The following is a 16018-nucleotide window of genomic DNA, read 5'->3' on the forward strand; positions in this document are numbered from 1 at the left end:
CAAAATCGGAGCCTTCATGCCCCAATCCGCACGTCTGCTGAATCCGATCCTGATCGTCGGGTGTATCATCATCACCGTCAGCTTCGCGGTGCGTGCGTCCTTTGGCGTATTTCAGATTCCCATCGCAGATGAATTCGGCTGGCTGCGCACCGATTTCTCGATGGCGATTGCCATTCAGAATCTTGCCTGGGGGATCGGGCAGCCGATCTTCGGGGCTATCGCCGAAAAGATCGGGGACCGGCGCGCCATCGTGCTGGGTGCTCTGACCTATACAGCGGGTATGGTTCTGAGCGCGTGGTCCGTGACGCCGTTCGGACATCAGATGTATGCGTGGCTTGTGGGGTTTGGCATAGCGGGAACCGGCTTTGGCGTGGTGCTGGCTGTCGTGGGGCGGGCCTCGTCCGATCAGAACCGCTCAATGTCGCTGGCCATCGTCACGGCGGCAGGCAGCTTTGGGCAGGTCATCGGCGCACCAACGGCTGAATGGTTGTTGAGTTTCCTGCCTTGGCAACAGGTCTTTCTGATCTTTGCCGCAGCGATCCTCGCACTGGTGCTGACTTTGCCTTACATGCGCGCGCTCAAACCCGCTGCAAAGAGTGAGTTGGAAGAAAGCATGAGCCAAATCCTTGGCAAAGCTCTTCGCGATCCGTCTTACGCGCTGATCGCCATCGGATTTTTCAGCTGCGGCTATCAGCTGGGCTTTGTCACCGCACATTTTCCGGCCTTCGTGACTGAAATGTGCGGCCCGATCCAGCCCGGAGGGCTTCTGCATTCAATTGGCATCACAACCACCTCGGCCCTCGGAGCGATTGCGATTTCCCTGATCGGTCTTGCGAATATCGGCGGGACCCTGTTGGCGGGCTGGGCCGGAAATCACTTTCCCAAGAAATACCTGCTGGCAGCGGTTTATACCGGCCGCACCATCGCGGCGGCCGCCTTCATCATGTTTCCGATCACACCGCTGACCGTGATCGCGTTCTCACTGGCTATGGGCTCTCTGTGGCTCGCAACGATCCCGCTCACCTCGGGCCTTGTCGCGCATCTGTTCGGTTTGCGGTACATGGGGACCCTGTATGGCATCGTGTTCCTCAGCCATCAGATCGGTAGTTTTCTGGGCATCTGGCTGGGTGGGCGCATGTATGATCTCTATGGAGACTATACGCTGGTCTGGTGGATTGGCGTCGGGATCGGAGCGTTCAGCGCCATCGTCCACCTGCCGATCCGCGAGGACCGCTCTGGCGTGGTCGCCGCAGCCTAATCAGGCCTGCTGATACTTGTCGATGATATAGCGGCTGGTCATCAGATCCAGATGCGCTCCGCCACCATTCTTGAATATCGTAATACTGGACGGGTCGGGCGAGAATTTCTCCAGCGCGTAGTAGTCTGCGATCAGGTCGTTGCCTGAGATCGCCCCCTCGGCAAGAGGGGTTTTGATCTCGCCAATGTGCTCAACCGTCGAGTCAAAGCTGTCCATGTAAATAGACCCACGCTGAAGCGCAGCGTCATCCGTCTCGCGCATGTCTGGCCTGTAAGCTCCAACAAGGTTCAGGTGCTGGCCGGGACGCAACCATTCTCCGCGGATGATGGGCTGAGTGCTCATCGTTGCGGTCGCGACGATATCTGCGCGATCTACGGCGTCCGGCAGGTCATAGGCAACGTCGACATTGTCAAACTTTTCGGCAAGGGCCTCGGCCTTCACGCTCGTCCTGTTCCACAAAGAAATCCGCGCGTGGGGGAAACCCGCTGTAAACGCCTCACACAAGGAAGCCGCAACTGGTCCGGCACCTAGGATCAATATGCTGCTGCTATCCGGGTTCGCCAACCGTAATGCCCCCAACAGGCTGTCACCGGCGGTCTTCCATTTGGTCACCAGAAAGAAATCAATCAATGCTGCAAGCCGACCATCCGCGTCGTCATACACACTGACCGAGCCGTCGATCACGGGTCGCCCGATCTGAGCATTACCCGGGAATATGGTTGTCGACTTGACCGCGATACCCAACCCGTCCACCCAGGCCGAACGCGACAGAAGGGTGTCGTCGCCTCGGTAGAGGAACGTATCTTCTATCTGTGCCTTCGGTCTCTGATGTCCCTTGGCAAGCGCTTCGGTCAGCTCAATCCAATCCAGATTGGCTTCTCCTTCTGCGAACGGTATCTGAAGAATGTTCACCGTGCCTGATCCTCCGATAACAGACCTTCGGCGACCAATCGCTCTGCCCAGCCTTGTGGCGTGTGGAAATGATGGGTCTGCCAGCCGCGCGCCCGCGCCGTTTCGATGTTGTCGATGCGATCATCAGCAAATAGCAGCGTCTCTGGCGCCAAACCACAATCGGCTTCCACCATTTCATAAATCGGCTGGTGCGGCTTGACGGCTTTCATCCGGCCCGAGACATATTGCCGGTCGAATTCGTTCAGAAACGGATAAACAGTGGTGGCATAATCGAAATTCTGCACCCCGAAGTTGGTCAGCGCAAAAACTGAAACATCGTTCGCACGCAGTGCCCGCAACAAGCGAACCGAATGCGGTATTTCGGGCGTTGCAAGTTCGATCCACTTGTCATGCCACATGCGAATTTCATCGCGCCATTTGGGGTACTTCTCGGCCCAGTCATAGATTGTGTCGGTAAAATGATGCCCCTGATCGACAAGATCATTCATCCCATGCAGATCAACCTCGGCAAACATAGCGCGACGGCGCTCTTCGCCGATGACCTTGTCGTAATAGCGTTCGGGTTGCCATTCGATCAGCACGTTCCCGATGTCGAAGATGACGGCTTCGATGGCCATGATGCGATCCCGCTCAAACTGCTCCAGTGCACATGGACTGAACCAATCCCAGGGCCGATATGCAAGCGCCAACCGCAGCGCGGAACGCGCTGCCTGGCCCAACGGAAGGCGATGCATCTTTGATGCGTCTCCGATCGGCGGGAGCGTTACCGACGCAACGCCGCCCGGATTTCCCGCTCGAGCGCGTCCAGAAATCGTGATCTGTCTGCCTTGCCAAAGGGTTTGCCCCCACCCCCTGCGCCCAGCGGGTTCGCCGCACGCAAGTCGGCCATCAGGTCGCGCATCGCCAGTTGCTGACCGATATTGGCCGCCGTGAAGGCCTCGCCATTGGGGCGCAGCACCCGCGCTTCGGCCTCGACGCATTTGGCAGCCAGCGGAATATCCGAGGTCACCACCACATCGCCCGGCCCACAGCGTTCAGCGATCCATTTATCCGCCTCGTCAGCGCCTTCGGACACGATGACGACCTGAACCAAGGGGTTAGCCGATGGACGCAGCCCTCCGTTCGAGACCAGAGCCATCGGCACCTGGTGCCGGGTTGCGACCCGCTCGGCCTCGGCCTTCACCGGACAGGCGTCGCCGTCGATATAAAGCGTCGTCACGCCTCTTTGGCCTGTTTCGCTGGTTTGGCCTTGGGCGCCGCTTTGCGCACCTTGAACTCTTCGGGGATCGGCATCCGATTGAACGCGTCCAGACCCGCGATCTTGTAAGCCTCGGCCAGGGTCGGATAGTTGAATGTGTTCTGTACGAAATAGTCCACCGTACCCTTCAGGTTCAGCACCGCCTGCGCGATATGGATCAATTCAGTCGCACCCTCACCAACGATCTGTACGCCCAAAACCCTGCGGGTTTTCAGTGAAAACAGCATCTTGAGCATCCCATGCTCCAGCCCCATGATATGCCCGCGTGAGGTTTCTCGGAACCGGGCTACGCCTACCTCATAAGGGATGCCGCGCTCCTGCAGTTCTTCTTCGGACATGCCGCAGGTCGAGATTTCGGGAACCGAATAGATGCCATAAGGATACCACGGGCTTTCCGGAAGGGTGGGGGTCTCGAGCGCGTGACAAGCCGCAACACGCCCCTGCTGTAGAGACGTGGAAGCCAGCGAAGGATGCCCGATTACATCACCCGTTGCATAGATATGCGGCACCGAGGTCTGATAGGTTTTCCGATCCACGCTTATGCGGTTGCGGTGATCCGTCTCGATCCCCACAGCGTCCAGGTTCAGGGCCGAGGTTGCCCCCATTCGCCCGGCTGCAAACAGCAGCATCTCGGCACGCACGTGGCGACCATTGTCCAGAGTGATCTCGACATGCGTGCCCGCGTCTTCAATCTTTTTGACGGCCGAGCCCAAGCGCAGATCGACGCCATTCTCGCGGATCTGATGGGTGAAATCATGGATCAGCGTCTTGTCGATGAAATCCAGAAACGTCTCGCGCGGTTCGATCAAGGTGACCCGAACGTCAAGCGCCGAGAACATAGTGGCATATTCGACGCCAATCACGCCGGCACCAATCACGCAGAGCGAACGCGGGATCTCCTCCATCTCGAGGAAATCGTCGCCATCAACGACGGTCTTGCCGTTGAATGGCACATAATCGGGCCGATAGGTCTTGGTGCCGGTGGCGATCAGGAACTTGGCCGCAGTAAGTCGCGTAGTCTCGCCCGCGTCCGTGGCAACTTCGACCTCGTGCGGGCCGGTGAATGTCGCCAGCCCGTTTAGGGTTTCAACGTGGTTGCGATTGAACTGATGTTCAAGCACATCTACCTCATGATCGAGTGTCATGTGCAACCGGGCTTTCAAGTCCTCAGCGCGGATCTGATCCTTCACTCTGTAGGAACGTCCGTAGAAACTGCGCTCGCGCCAGCCCGAAAGGTTCAACACAGTCTCGCGCAATGTTTTTGAGGGGATGGTGCCGGTATGCACCGAAACCCCGCCGAACCGGTCCTTGCGGTCGATCACCAGCACGCGTCGCTGCAATTTGCCAGCCTGAATAGCCGCCGAACGGCCCGAGGGGCCTGACCCGATTATGATCAGGTCATAGTCATATTTACTCATGCCTCAGTCTCCGTACAGCGCTTCGGCGTGGAAAGTGACGTGATCCTCCATGAAGGTGGACACGAAGTAATAGGAGTGATCATAGCCGGGCTGCAGACGATAAGTGGCCTGCTGACGACGCTCGGCGATTGCCTGCGCCAGCGCTTCGGGGCGCAGCAGATCCATGAATTGATCATTTGCACCGGTATCGATCAAGATCGGGCCATCAAAACCAACACTACGCATCATCAGCGAGGCGTCATGTTTTTTCCATGCGGCCTCATCTTCACCGAGATAAGCGCCCAGTTGCTTGCGGCCCCAATCCGAGCCCGTCGGGTTCGATATCGGCGCAAAGGCCGAGACCGAGCGGAACCGGCCCGGAAGGTTCATCGCAAGCGTCAACGCACCATGCCCGCCCATGGAATGCCCGGTGATTGCCTGACGTTCGGGGTCGATTGCGAAATTCTCTGCCAACAGCGTGGGAAGCTCTTCGGCGATGTAGTCCCACATATTAAAATGAGGCGCCCAAGGTGCCTGCGTTGCGTTAACATAGAACCCTGCGCCTTGACCCAGATCATAATCCTCATGATCTGCCACACCTTCGCCGCGCGGCGAGGTATCAGGGAACACCAGTGCAATGCCTTGTTCGGCGGCCCAACTCTGAGCGCCTGCCTTGGTCATGGCGTTTTCATGCGTACAGGTCAGCCCCGACAGATACCAAAGTATCGGAACCGGGCCGTCCTTCGCTTCGGCGGGAAGAAACAGACCGAATGTCATATCACATTTGCAGGCCGAGGAGGCATGGCGGTAGACGCCCTGCACACCACCGAAACAGGCATTTTCCGAAAGGGTTTCCATCAGGCTAGTTCCTCGCATTGGGTTTGTGCCATGGCTAACGTCCTGCGGCGTTGGCGTAAAGTCCGAGCGCCTTTAACGCGAGTATTTTTCGGGAAGGTGAAGATCAGAACGTACTGACCCAGCCGATCACGAAAGGCACGGTCACGATACTCGCGATGGTCGACAGCAGAATTGCAGCCGAGGCGCGTTGTGGGGCCACACCGTAATGCGCCGCAAGCATATAGACGTTGCCCGCCACCGGTAGCGAGGCTGCCGCAATCGCAACCATGGCCGGGAAGGGCGCAACCGGGATCAGCCAGATCACTATGACCGCCACGAAAAGCGGGTGCAGCACCAGTTTGCAGAAACTCAACCAGCCTGCGATCTGTATGCGCTCTGCGGATTTATCGGCCAGCGATGCTCCGATTGCAAATAGCGCACCTGGTGTGGCCGCTCCGCCCAGAATGGTCAGAAAGTCGTTCAATGGCGCGGGCATGGGGACGCGCAGAGCTGACCAGATCAATCCAGCCGATATCGACAGGATCATCGGGTTTTTCAGCAACCCGCGGCCGATCAGGCGCAAGGTGCTGGCGCTGATCCGGCCTTCGCGCCCGCCGTTGATCAGAATTACGATCAGCGATGAAAACACCACAAGATCCACGGTTAGGACCAACATCACCGGACCAATTGCAGCCTCAGAGAATAGAAGCGCCAGCATTGGCAGCCCCAGAAACCCGACATTCCCGATTGCTGCGCACTGCGCCTCGACCGCAGCGGTCGGAATGTCCAGTCTGCGCAGATAAGCCACAAGCGTTGCCAGCGCATAAACGCCGACGGTGCCCAGAAGATACCCGATGACCAGTCGGCCATCGAAGATCTCGGCAAAGGGCAACGTGGCGGCAAAGCGGAACAACATTGCCGACAGCGCAAAGAAGAAAACGAACTTAGTTAGGTAAGCCGTTGCTTCAGGAGGAAAGAATCTGCTGCGCCCCGCGCAATAGCCCAGGCCGATGATTGCAAAAAAGGGCAGGGTGCGCAGAAAAATCTCGACCATGCGAAAGTCGTAGCACGGTTTTTTGCGACGGCAAGACCGCGAAGACGTAGCTCATCGATATTCGCGACAAATTCGCGAATCTGGCGAAAATCATTGAAACTGAACCGACCGGTTTATACTGTGACGGGCAAGCAAATCAGGAGCCATCATGACCCAAGCCGCCACCATTCTGCGCACAGGCCGAAAATTCGATCAGGTTCTGCGCGGGGCTCGAGAGGTCTTCATGGCGGATGGTTTCGAAGGTGCAAGCGTCGACGACATCGCGCGTGCAGCGGGCGTGTCAAAGGCAACACTTTATAGCTATTTCCCCGATAAACGACTTTTATTCACCGAGGTTGTTCAAACCGAGTGTCGACTGATGTCCGAACGGATCATCGCCATGATCGACGAATCCAAACCTGCACGCGAAGTGCTTACAATCGCGGCAACACAGCTTACCGCTTTCCTCGTATCAGAGTTTGCGCAGCAAGTGTTCCGCATCTGCGTAGCCGAACGCGACCGATTTCCCGACCTTGGCAACGCCTTCTATGAGGCCGGGCCGCAGAATGGTCAGCAGAAGATGGCTGAATACCTGACCAAGGCTGTCACCAAAGGCGAGTTGGCCATCGAGGATGTGAATATTGCAGCCGAACAGTTCTCGGAACTCTGCAAGGTTCGCTTGTGGGGCAAAGCGGCATTCGGTATTCAAAGCAGTTTCTCACAAGACGAAATCGACGAGATTGCGTTGCAAGCGGTTGATATGTTCATGGCCCGTTACGGCGTCTAATCTGAGAAAGTTGTGGTGCGGGTGGAGGGGCTTGAAACCCTATATGTAGGTGTCTCAAGAAATCTCAGATAGAGAATAACTATATGAAAATGTTCAACTTACCTCCTACATCCGATCTCAATTAATCTCGACTAACGGCAGCACATACCATACTTAAGGGTGGACCAATGGGTGGGCTGGTAGAGGGCTATAAGGCGAAGAACAAATTTAGCGTGCGTGGCGTTATTGCGTTAGAGGCTGGAAAGCACTGCGATGGCGCTGGGCTCTGGCTTGTGAAGGCAGATACCAAAAGCGGTAAGTGGGTCCTTAGACTGACGGTTTTCGGTAAGCGACGGGAAATGGGCCTCGGGCGGTGGCCGTATGTTGGCTTGGCGGAGGCGCGGGAAACAGCTGACGCAGCGCGACGCGAACTGCGGGAAGGCCGAGATCCGATCAGAGAGCGGCAGAAACGACGTTTAGAAGCCCAGCGCAACTTGCTTCTGTTTAGAGACGTCGCTCGGGATGCGTTTGAAGCGCGGAAGTCTGAGTTGCGGGGTGGTGGAAAAGCGGGGCGTTGGTTTAGACCGCTGGAGCTACACGTCATACCCAAACTTGGTCATTTGCCAGTTGATGAAATTACTCAGATTGATCTGCGGGATTGCCTTGCGCCTATCTGGCATGAGAAAGCCGAGACTGCTCGCAAGGCGTTGAGCCACCGATTTCAGGAGCTCATTGTAAAGCACACAACGGAAACCCCAGTGTCCAACCAGGTCATATTCACGACTTCAATGATGAACCCTGAACTTGAGTTAGAAGACTATGTAATTGGCCCCCACTATACTGAGGACAAAAAAGACGCTTAATTTCGATTTAGCGACGTTGACGTTGTCTCTGGCAAGGCCACTTCAAGGATCAGGGTCTTAGGCGACTTTCCAGAACTAGTGCCACAAGCTAACTCAATTAGCAATTGACGGCTTCCCCACGACGTCGGCGCGGCGCTTGAACTCCTTGTCAAGGCGCTCGATCGGGTTTGGGCCGGTTGGACGTGTCGTGGCAAGCGGGGCAGGGGCTTATGCTACCTCTGCTCCGAGTTCTGCAACGAGCCCAAGGTACAAATTGCTGCACCGTGCATCAATGTCGGCAGTGCGCAGAAAAGCTGACTTTTCAAACCCCGGCGGACGATCATAGCAAACGTTTACCAAGACCCTTTGGAGCAACCGCTATAAGAAACTGGCTGGATATGCTTTTGATCATAATTTGCTGTTCTGCCGAAATCTCGCGCCTGTTGCAGGTCGCTTTGATTGCAAAGTCAGGCGATGGTCACTGTCCCGAATTGGTTTTCACGATACTGCAAAGCAAATCGACATGTTTGTCCAGCCATTCTTCGTCCAGTGCCTCGTGACGTATGAGTTTGCGGAAATAAGGTGCAGCGACTGCTAGTTCTATGAGTTGGTCGACCGGAACGTCGGCGGTGATCTCACCGCGGTCTATTGCGGCTGCAAATACTGCTTCAACACTCGCGAACCTGTCTTTCATGAATTCTGTTATCACTAACCTTGCTTCTGTATCGGTGGACGCAGCAGCGACCACCTGAGGTGCAATTTGACCCCATGGTGTGTCATTCAAGGCTCCCATCAGTACTCCGAGTAACCAGCGCAGGTCAGATCGCAGCGGGCCATCGGTTTTGGGTGGTATGTTCGGCGGTGTTGCGATGCGCCGGAATGCTGCATCACGCAGACTACGCGCATCTGACCAGTGCCTGTAAAGTGTACTGCGCGAAATGCCCGTTGCCTTTGAAACTGCGCCATGAGTTACGTGCAGCACGCTTTCATCCATCAGTATCTTTTGCGCAGCATCAAGTGCGGCCTGTCGTGTGGCGATCAGCCTGGGATCTTCTTTCAATCGCCCCTCCTATAGAACATCTTGTTGCGCTATAGAACATTTTGTTCTATAAGTATGGCAAGCTAAAAACTAAAGCTCAATACTCGATTCCGCGAACACGTCTTTTCAAAATGGGAGCGTATCAATGTTCAAAGTGGCAGCAACCCCGGTGGCGGTACTCTTATCGATGGGAGCGACAACCGCATTGTCCGAGAGCGGCACTTACGAGCTGGATCCTGGACACAGTCAGGTATTGTTCAGCTACAACCACATCGGGTTCTCAGAAACATATGGAATGTTCTCAGGTTTTAGCGGTGAGATTGAGTTCGACGAAGATGATCCGTCTGGGTCATCTGTCACAGTGTCTATGCCTGTGAAATCCATGATCACGGGCTGGGGCGCCCGTCTGCAACACTTCATGTCCGATGACTTTTTCAGTGCGAGTGACAGTGACATGGTCACATTCGCCTCGACCAACATCGAAGTCACCGGCGACAATACCGCGAATATTTCTGGCGACCTGACTATGAATGGCGTCACCAAACCCGTTGTTCTGGAAACAACGCTTAACAAGTCAGCGCCATACCCGTTTGGCCCAAAAGAGGGCACTCCGACCTTGGGGCTGGCGGCCACGACAACTATCGTGCGGTCTGAATTCGGACTTGGGGCGTTTGCACCTGCGGTGAGCGACGAAATAGAGCTCTTGATCAATATCGAAGCGTTAAAAGCTGAATGATGTGTGCAGGGGCACCGATACGGCACTGAGCACTCAATCTTTACTTTTGACGGGCTGACAACAAAATGAATGTGTTCCTGAGACAACTGGCGGTTGCTACGACAGCAGTGGCTTTGACGTGCCCATTGGCATTCGCGCAGGAGCGCTTCTTGCCGGAGCGCACCTCGCCGCGTCCTGAAACGACAAGCGGCGTACCGCATACTCAGATCGGTGTCGAAATTAATGCCGAATTGGCCCAGCTATTGCTGGAGCGGGTTGCGCAATTCCCGGGGGTCACACCTGGCCCAACACGCATATCACTTCCTGGCGCAGTTGGTTTTCAGCTTGATCCCGAGATGCTGCTGTCTCAACCGAACTCTATCGTCGGTGGGTTTGAGTTTGCGCATATGCATCCTGATGGCAGTTTGCACGCTTCGCTGCACCCCGCAATGGCGCGACGGGCAATTGAGGCTGGCTGGGCCGTAGCTCACCCTTGGGCCGATCAACGCCCCGGATGGAGCGGCTTTGTCATGATATATACACCGACCACGCCAGAAGAGTTGGATGTCGTCATCGACCTGGTAGAAAGTTCGTACACCTTCATCACTGGCAACTCCTTGAGTTAAGCACGTGTTGCCCGAAAGTGTGCCGGGGCGCCCGCTTCCTGTCAGAGAGCAGTTTCAGCCACCTTGTTTCTCGCGGTCAATTTCTTTCTCACATTTTGCCATGGCAAAGCGCCCGATACGTTCAAGCCATTCGCATCAATGGTAGCTCCCGTCCCGCGCAGTTGAATTAGCAAAGCCCAGCGTCGAAGGTTCACTTCGGGGCTGTACTGCAGTCCTACAGACAAAAAATGCGGATGGCCGCAAAATCCGCGACTTTCCCATTCGTAGATCTCGGGATTTTGCGGTCGCAGCGTATGGCCGGTTCAACGGGCCGCGCCGCAGCATCTCGACCGGGTGGTGGAGGTCGGCTTTGGGCCGGAGCCTTTTTGCATCAGGCATCCGTCATATGCTGGACCAGTGAGGTCAGCTGTCTGTTGCCGTAGCCATCGTCCCAAGCCGTTTTGGTGCGGTCATGCATCAACTGGATGAAATCAGCGGGCGCGTTAAGTGAGAGATAGGTCTTCAACGCATCCTCTTGCGCCATCGCGTAAACCTTCAGGGAGGCTTCCGCACTATCGTAATCCTCAAACGGAACAGTTCTGGCAAAGAGATCATGGTAGTCATTAACCAGTTTGATCGTGGCAGGGAGTTGGTCGGCATAAACCTGCATCGGGATGCCCGCTTTTTGGCAGACAAGTGCACCGTAGATCATTCCAAACATGAACCCCTGTCGAACCGTGAAGAGGCCGGCAAAGAGCGCGGCAAGTGCCGTTGGCTTCTCTCCAACATGGGCGGACTTTCCACCCAATTCTCTGATGATACTGCCATAGCGGTCCCAGGTTCCGGCACTGCCCACCGTGAGGATTGTGGTTTCGTCACCACCAATGCCGGAAGGGTAGGCATTGATCATGCCCAGCATGTAGCCAGCACCCTGTCCCTCGAGGATGATGACCAGTCTATCGGCATCCGAGGTATCGCCCGTGCTCATGTCGCAGATGGTCTTACCCATTAGCGAAACACTCAGCCCGTTGACCAGTTCAACAGTTTCCTTGTGGCTCTTGATACAGATGATGACAAAATCAGACGCCGCAATCGCATCATTCAGTGAAGAGCAGATCGTGGCTCCAGCCTCAGCAAAAACCTCTGCCTTTTCCGACGTTCGGTTCCAAACGCTGACATCGTGGCCTGCTTTGAGCAGGCAATACGCCAGCGCTGAGCCCATATTGCCCAGTCCCAAAACCGCAATTTTCATGATGTTTGCCTCCGGTGGTCGCCGATGAATTACTGCACTAGCATGCGCCGGCTTCGGGGGATCACATAGTTGTAAATTTTTCTATATTGTTAGATTATCTTACTTATGGATTGGCGCACGCTTCCCTCTTTGACATCTCTCAGAGCCTTCGCCGCCGCTGCCGAGTTTCGAAATCTGACCCGGGCGGCAGAGGCACTGAACGTGACCCATTCCGCAGTCAGCCAGCAAATCCGTGGGCTCGAACAACATCTCGACACTCGGCTTATCACTCGTACCCGACATGGCATTTCTCTGACATCGCAAGGCGAATTCCTGTCAGCGGGCCTGCTTGAAGCCTTCGCTGAAATGGCCTCCGTGACCGAGAGTGTGTCGAGTGCAGAGGCGGTTCGACCGTTGGTGGTTAGCGCGACTCCGATGTTTTCAAGCGCGTTCCTCATGCCGCGTCTGTCCACGTTCATTGACGAATTCCCCAATATCGAATTGAGGATCGATTCAACGATCCAGGCTGTCGACCTCAAGCCGGGCGGAATCGATATGGCCATCCGATACGGAGCGGGTCACTGGCAAGGGCTTGTCTCGCAGATGCTGCTGCCAGGCTGTCTGACGGTCGTCGCCTCAAGCGAACTGATCGGAAACCGTGTGCTCAGGCACCCTGTGGAATTGCTCGATTTTACACTTCTCCAAGAGCACGCTTCGGTCGAGTTTGACCTGTGGTTGGAAAAGGTGGGGATTCCCACCGACGCGGAACGAAGAGTTGTGCGGATGCCGGGCAATATGCTGCTGGATGGCATCCGTCGCGGTGATGGCATCGGGGCGACGGTACCGGCTTTTGTTTCTGACGAGCTGAAGTCAGGTCAACTCGTGGCGCTGTTCGACGATCCAATACCTCAGATCGGCTACTACCTTGTCACTTTGCCGGGCCCGGTTCGACCAGCGGCAAATCTGTTCATGCAGTGGCTCTCGAAATCAACTACTGAATATGAGAAGAGCCTTTTCCGATGGACGCCCGCTCACTTGCTGTAGGTGGTAAATGGCACCGACTAGAGTCAAATTGAGTCTGACTTGCCGTATATGACTGTGCGTACAGTGCGCGAATTGGCGCCGGATATGGTCATGTTCCCGCAACTTGGCGCTCATAATCCACACCATCATACCAACCGAGCGATTTGATGACGTTCAGGTTGTCGTCTAAGTCCCATTCTTCCCAGCCCGAGAAACGAACATGGTTACCAGTCTCTTTATGATGGCCTTCGAAAGTCCACGCATAGACCATGTGGTGATCGGCGACGAGAACCGTGTCGAGGTTAAGAACGAGGTCAGGGAAGTCAGCCATAAATCCCGCCGCCATGTCGCCAATCTCCGTCCGGCTCTCCATTGGGTCGCCACCGTTCATTATCATGACTGTATGTTCAGCACATGAAATTGAGGGGCATAAAGAGGACTCTTTGAATCCGATAGTTAAGAAAGAAAAACATTTTCAGATTCAAGTTTCTCCAGATCAAATGGAGCGCAGCTTTCCACGCTTGTGCTCCGAACTTCGCCTCGCCCGAGATCAGACGCACTGTGACCGTCTTATGGACGATATCGCCGAATACCTACGACTTGGTCAGACTTGGTATGCTATGAAATCGACACATGGCCCAGCTCTCCGTTTCATGGTTTTGGGATATATTTTCCAACGAGCGGAGAACATAAAATCTCACCAGGCCTATTTGAATTCTCTGATGTCAAAGATCGATCGGGGAGACATGCAACCAACCGCATTGTTGGTGCAAAAATCAAAATAACCGCGGACGAGCAGGCCGTACTTATGAATACCCATCTCGCTTATGAGTTCAGAGCAACAGATGAAGTTCATCCCATCGATCTATTGTGAATAGAATGCGGATGTATTACATTGTACTACACAGCGGAAACAGGTGATTGCGATGAGAACCAACCCATATTCAATCCGTCTTGATGAAGACTTGAGAAAGTCTCTGGAACGAGAAGCTGCGATAGAAGATCGGCCGCCTGCGCAGCTCGCTGTACGAGCAATTAGAACGATGTTGGAATCCAAGGCCGCAAAGCGAGCAGCCATTGATGCAGCTGTTGAAAAAGCAGATCTAGGTAAGTTCATCACGGCAGACGAAATGAATGCCTGGATAGACAGCTGGGATACCGAGAATGAGCTCTCTGCTCCGGTCGCAAGCGGGCAATCCAATAGCCAATGAAAATTGTATTTCTCGAAGATACGGCCCGGGACATTCAATGGTTCCGCTACTACTACACGTCAGTTTTTCCTGAAGGCAGCAAAAGGGCACGAGCACAGCTCAAAGCCATTCAGCTTACTCTTGCAGCAAACCCGTATGCAGGTCACCCAAGTGACACACGCCAAGACGTACGGGAGCTTTCAGTACCGCGAACCCCATTTACGCTAATCTATCGTGTAATGCCCACTCAGATAGAAATTCTGCGTCTATGGGATACTCGGAAGGGCGCGGATTACTGAAACCGGGAGTTTAAAATTGGTGGCATCAGCCGCGCAGGGTAGGGGGTAAGAAATCGAACTTATTCTGCTATTCGACCTCTAGCTTCTGCACAGACGGGCGGACAGCTGACTTTCGCTGCATATGCGAGAGCAACTCTACCAATCTGTGAAAGCGGTCATTTACAGTCAGATATGCGATACACGCCCGATCCAGGTACGGATGAAGTCCTTTGTGGCGCGGGATCAGAGCGACCTGGCAAGGTCGCCAATATCCCAAAAAAGCCCGGCCATTGCGCGCAATGCATCACGCGAAACTGACTTTAACACGTGCTCGTTTGGCGCGTGCTGCGAACAGCCGCGATAGGAGTGCGGCACCCAAACCGTTGGGAGACCGAGCAAATCGGAAAAGACCTCGTTGGGCAAGGAACCGGCGAGATTTGGCAGGACATGGGGTGGCTTCCCACACGTTTTTTCAAGCGAACGCGCGACAAAAGACACCCACGGATGGTTGGGCGACGTTCGCGTTGCATCAAAGAAGCTGCGGTCATGAGGCTTGATCTGAACGATCTCAAAACCTCTCGCATCAAGGTGGCGTCGAAGGGCGGGCAGGATATCGGATTGGTTAGTGCCAACAACGAAGCGGAGCTGGCAGGCGGCTATGGCAAATCCCGAGATCGCGTTGACCGGTGCCTCGGGGACACCGCTTTTCATTGCGAGGACCGCAAAACTGTTCCAGCCGAAGACGCGTTCGGCCGGTGTCAGGCCTTCCTCTCCCCAATTCTCGTCAATCTTCGGACCACCATCCCCGCCAACCGGCAAGTTGCGCAGGGTGTCCCGGATGTCTTCAGTCAGGCTGGTCGGCCGCCATTCTGGTATTTGGATTTGGCCCCGCACATCGGTGATCGTCGAGAGGGCTTGTGCAAGGATCATCGCGGGGTCGGCAAGCAAACCGCCCCAGTTACCCGAATGGTGCGCGCCGTCTCTTAGATCAACGATGAGGTCGAACGAATTGCCGCCCCTTGCCCCCATGAACAACGTGGGCGTGTCGGACTGAAGGCGCGGCCCGTCCGATGCGATCAGGACGTCTGCGGCTAGGTTGTCCTTGTGCTTGGCGCAAAACTCCGACAACCCCGGTGATCCCATTTCTTCGCCCATTTCAATGAGAATGCGCATGTTGAAGCCGAGCGCTCCACGGGCCTCAATGACAGCGCTCAGCGCCGCCAAATTGATGAGATGCTGCCCCTTATTGTCGGCTGTTCCGCGTCCATAGAGGCGGTCGCACTCATCAACCAGTCGAAATGGGTGAAGCCCGTCGCGCCATTGATCCGTTTGCGCGCGGATCACGTCGCCATGCCCGTAGGACAGGATTGTCGGACGCGTGTCGTCCTCGATGCGCTCTGCAACCAAGATCGGTCCGGCATCGTGCACAGGGTTCGGGTAGATTTCACAGGAGAACCCGAGTCTGCTCAGGCGCGGAACGAGGGCTTCCTCAAGATAGCGCGGAAGCTCCGCGGCTTTTTCTTGTGTCTGGCTCTCCGTCTCATGGGCAACCAGTTCGCTAAGTTCTGTTGCAAATTGACCGGTGTCGAAAAACTGGGCGGCGTTGTCTATTGCAGAGGCGCGGGTCACGGTTG

General features: G+C 55.4%; 18 protein-coding genes. 8 read left to right on the plus strand and 10 right to left on the minus strand.

Going from position 1 to position 16018, the window contains the following annotated elements; translation table 11 throughout:
• The first annotated feature begins 16 nt into the window (after positions 1 to 16).
• Positions 17 to 1258: an MFS transporter gene (locus tag ACR0AZ_RS18280; protein ID WP_480472820.1), complete on the plus strand. Its 1242-nt coding sequence runs from the start codon at positions 17 to 19 to the stop codon at positions 1256 to 1258.
• Here the strand turns inward: ACR0AZ_RS18280 and ACR0AZ_RS18285 are convergent, their stop codons facing one another.
• The 6 genes from ACR0AZ_RS18285 to ACR0AZ_RS18310 form a co-directional block, all read right to left on the minus strand.
• Positions 1259 to 2170 carry an ornithine cyclodeaminase family protein gene (locus ACR0AZ_RS18285; RefSeq protein WP_480472818.1) on the minus strand — a complete coding sequence of 304 codons (912 nt, stop codon included), beginning with the start codon at positions 2168 to 2170 and terminating at the stop codon, positions 1259 to 1261.
• Entirely contained in the window at positions 2167 to 2787 is a 621-nt protein-coding gene (locus ACR0AZ_RS18290; protein WP_480472920.1) for an HAD family hydrolase, read from the minus strand. Before ACR0AZ_RS18290 ends, ACR0AZ_RS18285 begins: the two co-directional genes overlap by 4 nt.
• A gap of 146 nt (positions 2788 to 2933) precedes the next feature.
• The gene (locus tag ACR0AZ_RS18295) at positions 2934 to 3389 is read right to left on the minus strand and encodes a YaiI/YqxD family protein (RefSeq protein WP_480472816.1); all 456 of its coding nucleotides are present in this window, start codon (positions 3387 to 3389) and stop codon (positions 2934 to 2936) included.
• Complete coding sequence (sthA, locus tag ACR0AZ_RS18300; RefSeq protein ID WP_480472814.1) at positions 3386 to 4846, minus strand: Si-specific NAD(P)(+) transhydrogenase; 1461 nt, start codon at positions 4844 to 4846, stop codon at positions 3386 to 3388. Before sthA ends, ACR0AZ_RS18295 begins: the two co-directional genes overlap by 4 nt.
• A 3-nt stretch (positions 4847 to 4849) precedes the next feature.
• On the minus strand, positions 4850 to 5683 hold the full coding sequence (gene fghA, locus ACR0AZ_RS18305) for an S-formylglutathione hydrolase (RefSeq protein WP_480472812.1): 834 nt from the start codon (positions 5681 to 5683) through the stop codon (positions 4850 to 4852).
• A 103-nt stretch (positions 5684 to 5786) separates the two neighbouring features.
• Complete coding sequence (locus tag ACR0AZ_RS18310; RefSeq protein WP_480472810.1) at positions 5787 to 6716, minus strand: AEC family transporter; 930 nt, start codon at positions 6714 to 6716, stop codon at positions 5787 to 5789.
• 148 nt (positions 6717 to 6864) lie between these two features.
• On the opposite strand from ACR0AZ_RS18310, the gene ACR0AZ_RS18315 reads away from it, so the two are divergent.
• Together ACR0AZ_RS18315 and ACR0AZ_RS18320 are read left to right on the plus strand one after the other, a co-directional pair.
• The gene (locus ACR0AZ_RS18315; RefSeq protein WP_480472808.1) at positions 6865 to 7482 is read left to right on the plus strand and encodes a TetR/AcrR family transcriptional regulator; all 618 of its coding nucleotides are present in this window, start codon (positions 6865 to 6867) and stop codon (positions 7480 to 7482) included.
• A gap of 167 nt (positions 7483 to 7649) precedes the next feature.
• Positions 7650 to 8324, plus strand: coding sequence for a tyrosine-type recombinase/integrase (locus ACR0AZ_RS18320; RefSeq protein WP_480668027.1), 675 nt, complete (start codon positions 7650 to 7652; stop codon positions 8322 to 8324).
• 457 nt (positions 8325 to 8781) lie between these two features.
• On the opposite strand, the gene ACR0AZ_RS18325 is transcribed toward ACR0AZ_RS18320, so the two are convergent.
• On the minus strand, positions 8782 to 9363 hold the full coding sequence (locus tag ACR0AZ_RS18325; RefSeq protein WP_480472804.1) for a TetR-like C-terminal domain-containing protein: 582 nt from the start codon (positions 9361 to 9363) through the stop codon (positions 8782 to 8784).
• Between the two features lie 124 nt (positions 9364 to 9487).
• On the opposite strand from ACR0AZ_RS18325, the gene ACR0AZ_RS18330 reads away from it, so the two are divergent.
• Both ACR0AZ_RS18330 and ACR0AZ_RS18335 read left to right on the plus strand, forming a co-directional pair.
• Positions 9488 to 10078 carry a YceI family protein gene (locus ACR0AZ_RS18330; protein WP_480472802.1) on the plus strand — a complete coding sequence of 197 codons (591 nt, stop codon included), beginning with the start codon at positions 9488 to 9490 and terminating at the stop codon, positions 10076 to 10078.
• Positions 10079 to 10143: 65 nt separating this feature from the next.
• The gene (locus ACR0AZ_RS18335; RefSeq protein WP_480472800.1) at positions 10144 to 10683 is read left to right on the plus strand and encodes a luciferase domain-containing protein; all 540 of its coding nucleotides are present in this window, start codon (positions 10144 to 10146) and stop codon (positions 10681 to 10683) included.
• A gap of 370 nt (positions 10684 to 11053) precedes the next feature.
• Here the strand turns inward: ACR0AZ_RS18335 and ACR0AZ_RS18340 are convergent, their stop codons facing one another.
• Positions 11054 to 11914 carry an NAD(P)-dependent oxidoreductase gene (locus tag ACR0AZ_RS18340; protein ID WP_480668028.1) on the minus strand — a complete coding sequence of 287 codons (861 nt, stop codon included), beginning with the start codon at positions 11912 to 11914 and terminating at the stop codon, positions 11054 to 11056.
• Positions 11915 to 12043: 129 nt separating this feature from the next.
• On the opposite strand from ACR0AZ_RS18340, the gene ACR0AZ_RS18345 reads away from it, so the two are divergent.
• Positions 12044 to 12937, plus strand: coding sequence for a LysR family transcriptional regulator (locus tag ACR0AZ_RS18345; protein ID WP_480668029.1), 894 nt, complete (start codon positions 12044 to 12046; stop codon positions 12935 to 12937).
• 88 nt (positions 12938 to 13025) lie between these two features.
• Here the strand turns inward: ACR0AZ_RS18345 and ACR0AZ_RS18350 are convergent, their stop codons facing one another.
• Positions 13026 to 13307, minus strand: coding sequence for a nuclear transport factor 2 family protein (locus tag ACR0AZ_RS18350; protein WP_480668030.1), 282 nt, complete (start codon positions 13305 to 13307; stop codon positions 13026 to 13028).
• A 535-nt stretch (positions 13308 to 13842) separates the two neighbouring features.
• Here ACR0AZ_RS18350 and ACR0AZ_RS18355 point away from each other — a divergent pair.
• Together ACR0AZ_RS18355 and ACR0AZ_RS18360 are read left to right on the plus strand one after the other, a co-directional pair.
• The gene (locus ACR0AZ_RS18355; RefSeq protein ID WP_480661025.1) at positions 13843 to 14127 is read left to right on the plus strand and encodes a CopG family ribbon-helix-helix protein; all 285 of its coding nucleotides are present in this window, start codon (positions 13843 to 13845) and stop codon (positions 14125 to 14127) included.
• On the plus strand, positions 14124 to 14405 hold the full coding sequence (locus ACR0AZ_RS18360) for a type II toxin-antitoxin system RelE/ParE family toxin (RefSeq protein ID WP_480668031.1): 282 nt from the start codon (positions 14124 to 14126) through the stop codon (positions 14403 to 14405). Before ACR0AZ_RS18355 ends, ACR0AZ_RS18360 begins: the two co-directional genes overlap by 4 nt.
• Before the next feature lie 222 nt (positions 14406 to 14627).
• Here the strand turns inward: ACR0AZ_RS18360 and ACR0AZ_RS18365 are convergent, their stop codons facing one another.
• Positions 14628 to 16013: a M20 family metallopeptidase gene (locus ACR0AZ_RS18365; RefSeq protein WP_480472952.1), complete on the minus strand. Its 1386-nt coding sequence runs from the start codon at positions 16011 to 16013 to the stop codon at positions 14628 to 14630.
• Positions 16014 to 16018 lie beyond the last annotated feature (5 nt).

The organism is Ruegeria sp. BE3 (assembly GCF_056538865.1).

Bases quoted from the DNA above. Each gene is read 5' to 3' on its own strand.
- ACR0AZ_RS18280 (WP_480472820.1), top strand. From the start codon at position 17: ATGCCCCAATCCGCACGTCTGCTGAATCCGATCCTGATCGTCGGGTGT.
- ACR0AZ_RS18290 (WP_480472920.1), bottom strand. From the start codon at position 2,787: ATGGCCATCGAAGCCGTCATCTTCGACATCGGGAACGTGCTGATCGAA.
- sthA (WP_480472814.1), bottom strand. From the start codon at position 4,846: ATGAGTAAATATGACTATGACCTGATCATAATCGGGTCAGGCCCCTCG.
- fghA (WP_480472812.1), bottom strand. From the start codon at position 5,683: ATGGAAACCCTTTCGGAAAATGCCTGTTTCGGTGGTGTGCAGGGCGTC.
- ACR0AZ_RS18310 (WP_480472810.1), bottom strand. From the start codon at position 6,716: ATGGTCGAGATTTTTCTGCGCACCCTGCCCTTTTTTGCAATCATCGGC.
- ACR0AZ_RS18315 (WP_480472808.1), top strand. From the start codon at position 6,865: ATGACCCAAGCCGCCACCATTCTGCGCACAGGCCGAAAATTCGATCAG.
- ACR0AZ_RS18320 (WP_480668027.1), top strand. From the start codon at position 7,650: ATGGGTGGGCTGGTAGAGGGCTATAAGGCGAAGAACAAATTTAGCGTG.
- ACR0AZ_RS18330 (WP_480472802.1), top strand. From the start codon at position 9,488: ATGTTCAAAGTGGCAGCAACCCCGGTGGCGGTACTCTTATCGATGGGA.
- ACR0AZ_RS18335 (WP_480472800.1), top strand. From the start codon at position 10,144: ATGAATGTGTTCCTGAGACAACTGGCGGTTGCTACGACAGCAGTGGCT.
- ACR0AZ_RS18340 (WP_480668028.1), bottom strand. From the start codon at position 11,914: ATGAAAATTGCGGTTTTGGGACTGGGCAATATGGGCTCAGCGCTGGCG.
- ACR0AZ_RS18350 (WP_480668030.1), bottom strand. From the start codon at position 13,307: ATGAACGGTGGCGACCCAATGGAGAGCCGGACGGAGATTGGCGACATG.
- ACR0AZ_RS18355 (WP_480661025.1), top strand. From the start codon at position 13,843: ATGAGAACCAACCCATATTCAATCCGTCTTGATGAAGACTTGAGAAAG.
- ACR0AZ_RS18360 (WP_480668031.1), top strand. From the start codon at position 14,124: ATGAAAATTGTATTTCTCGAAGATACGGCCCGGGACATTCAATGGTTC.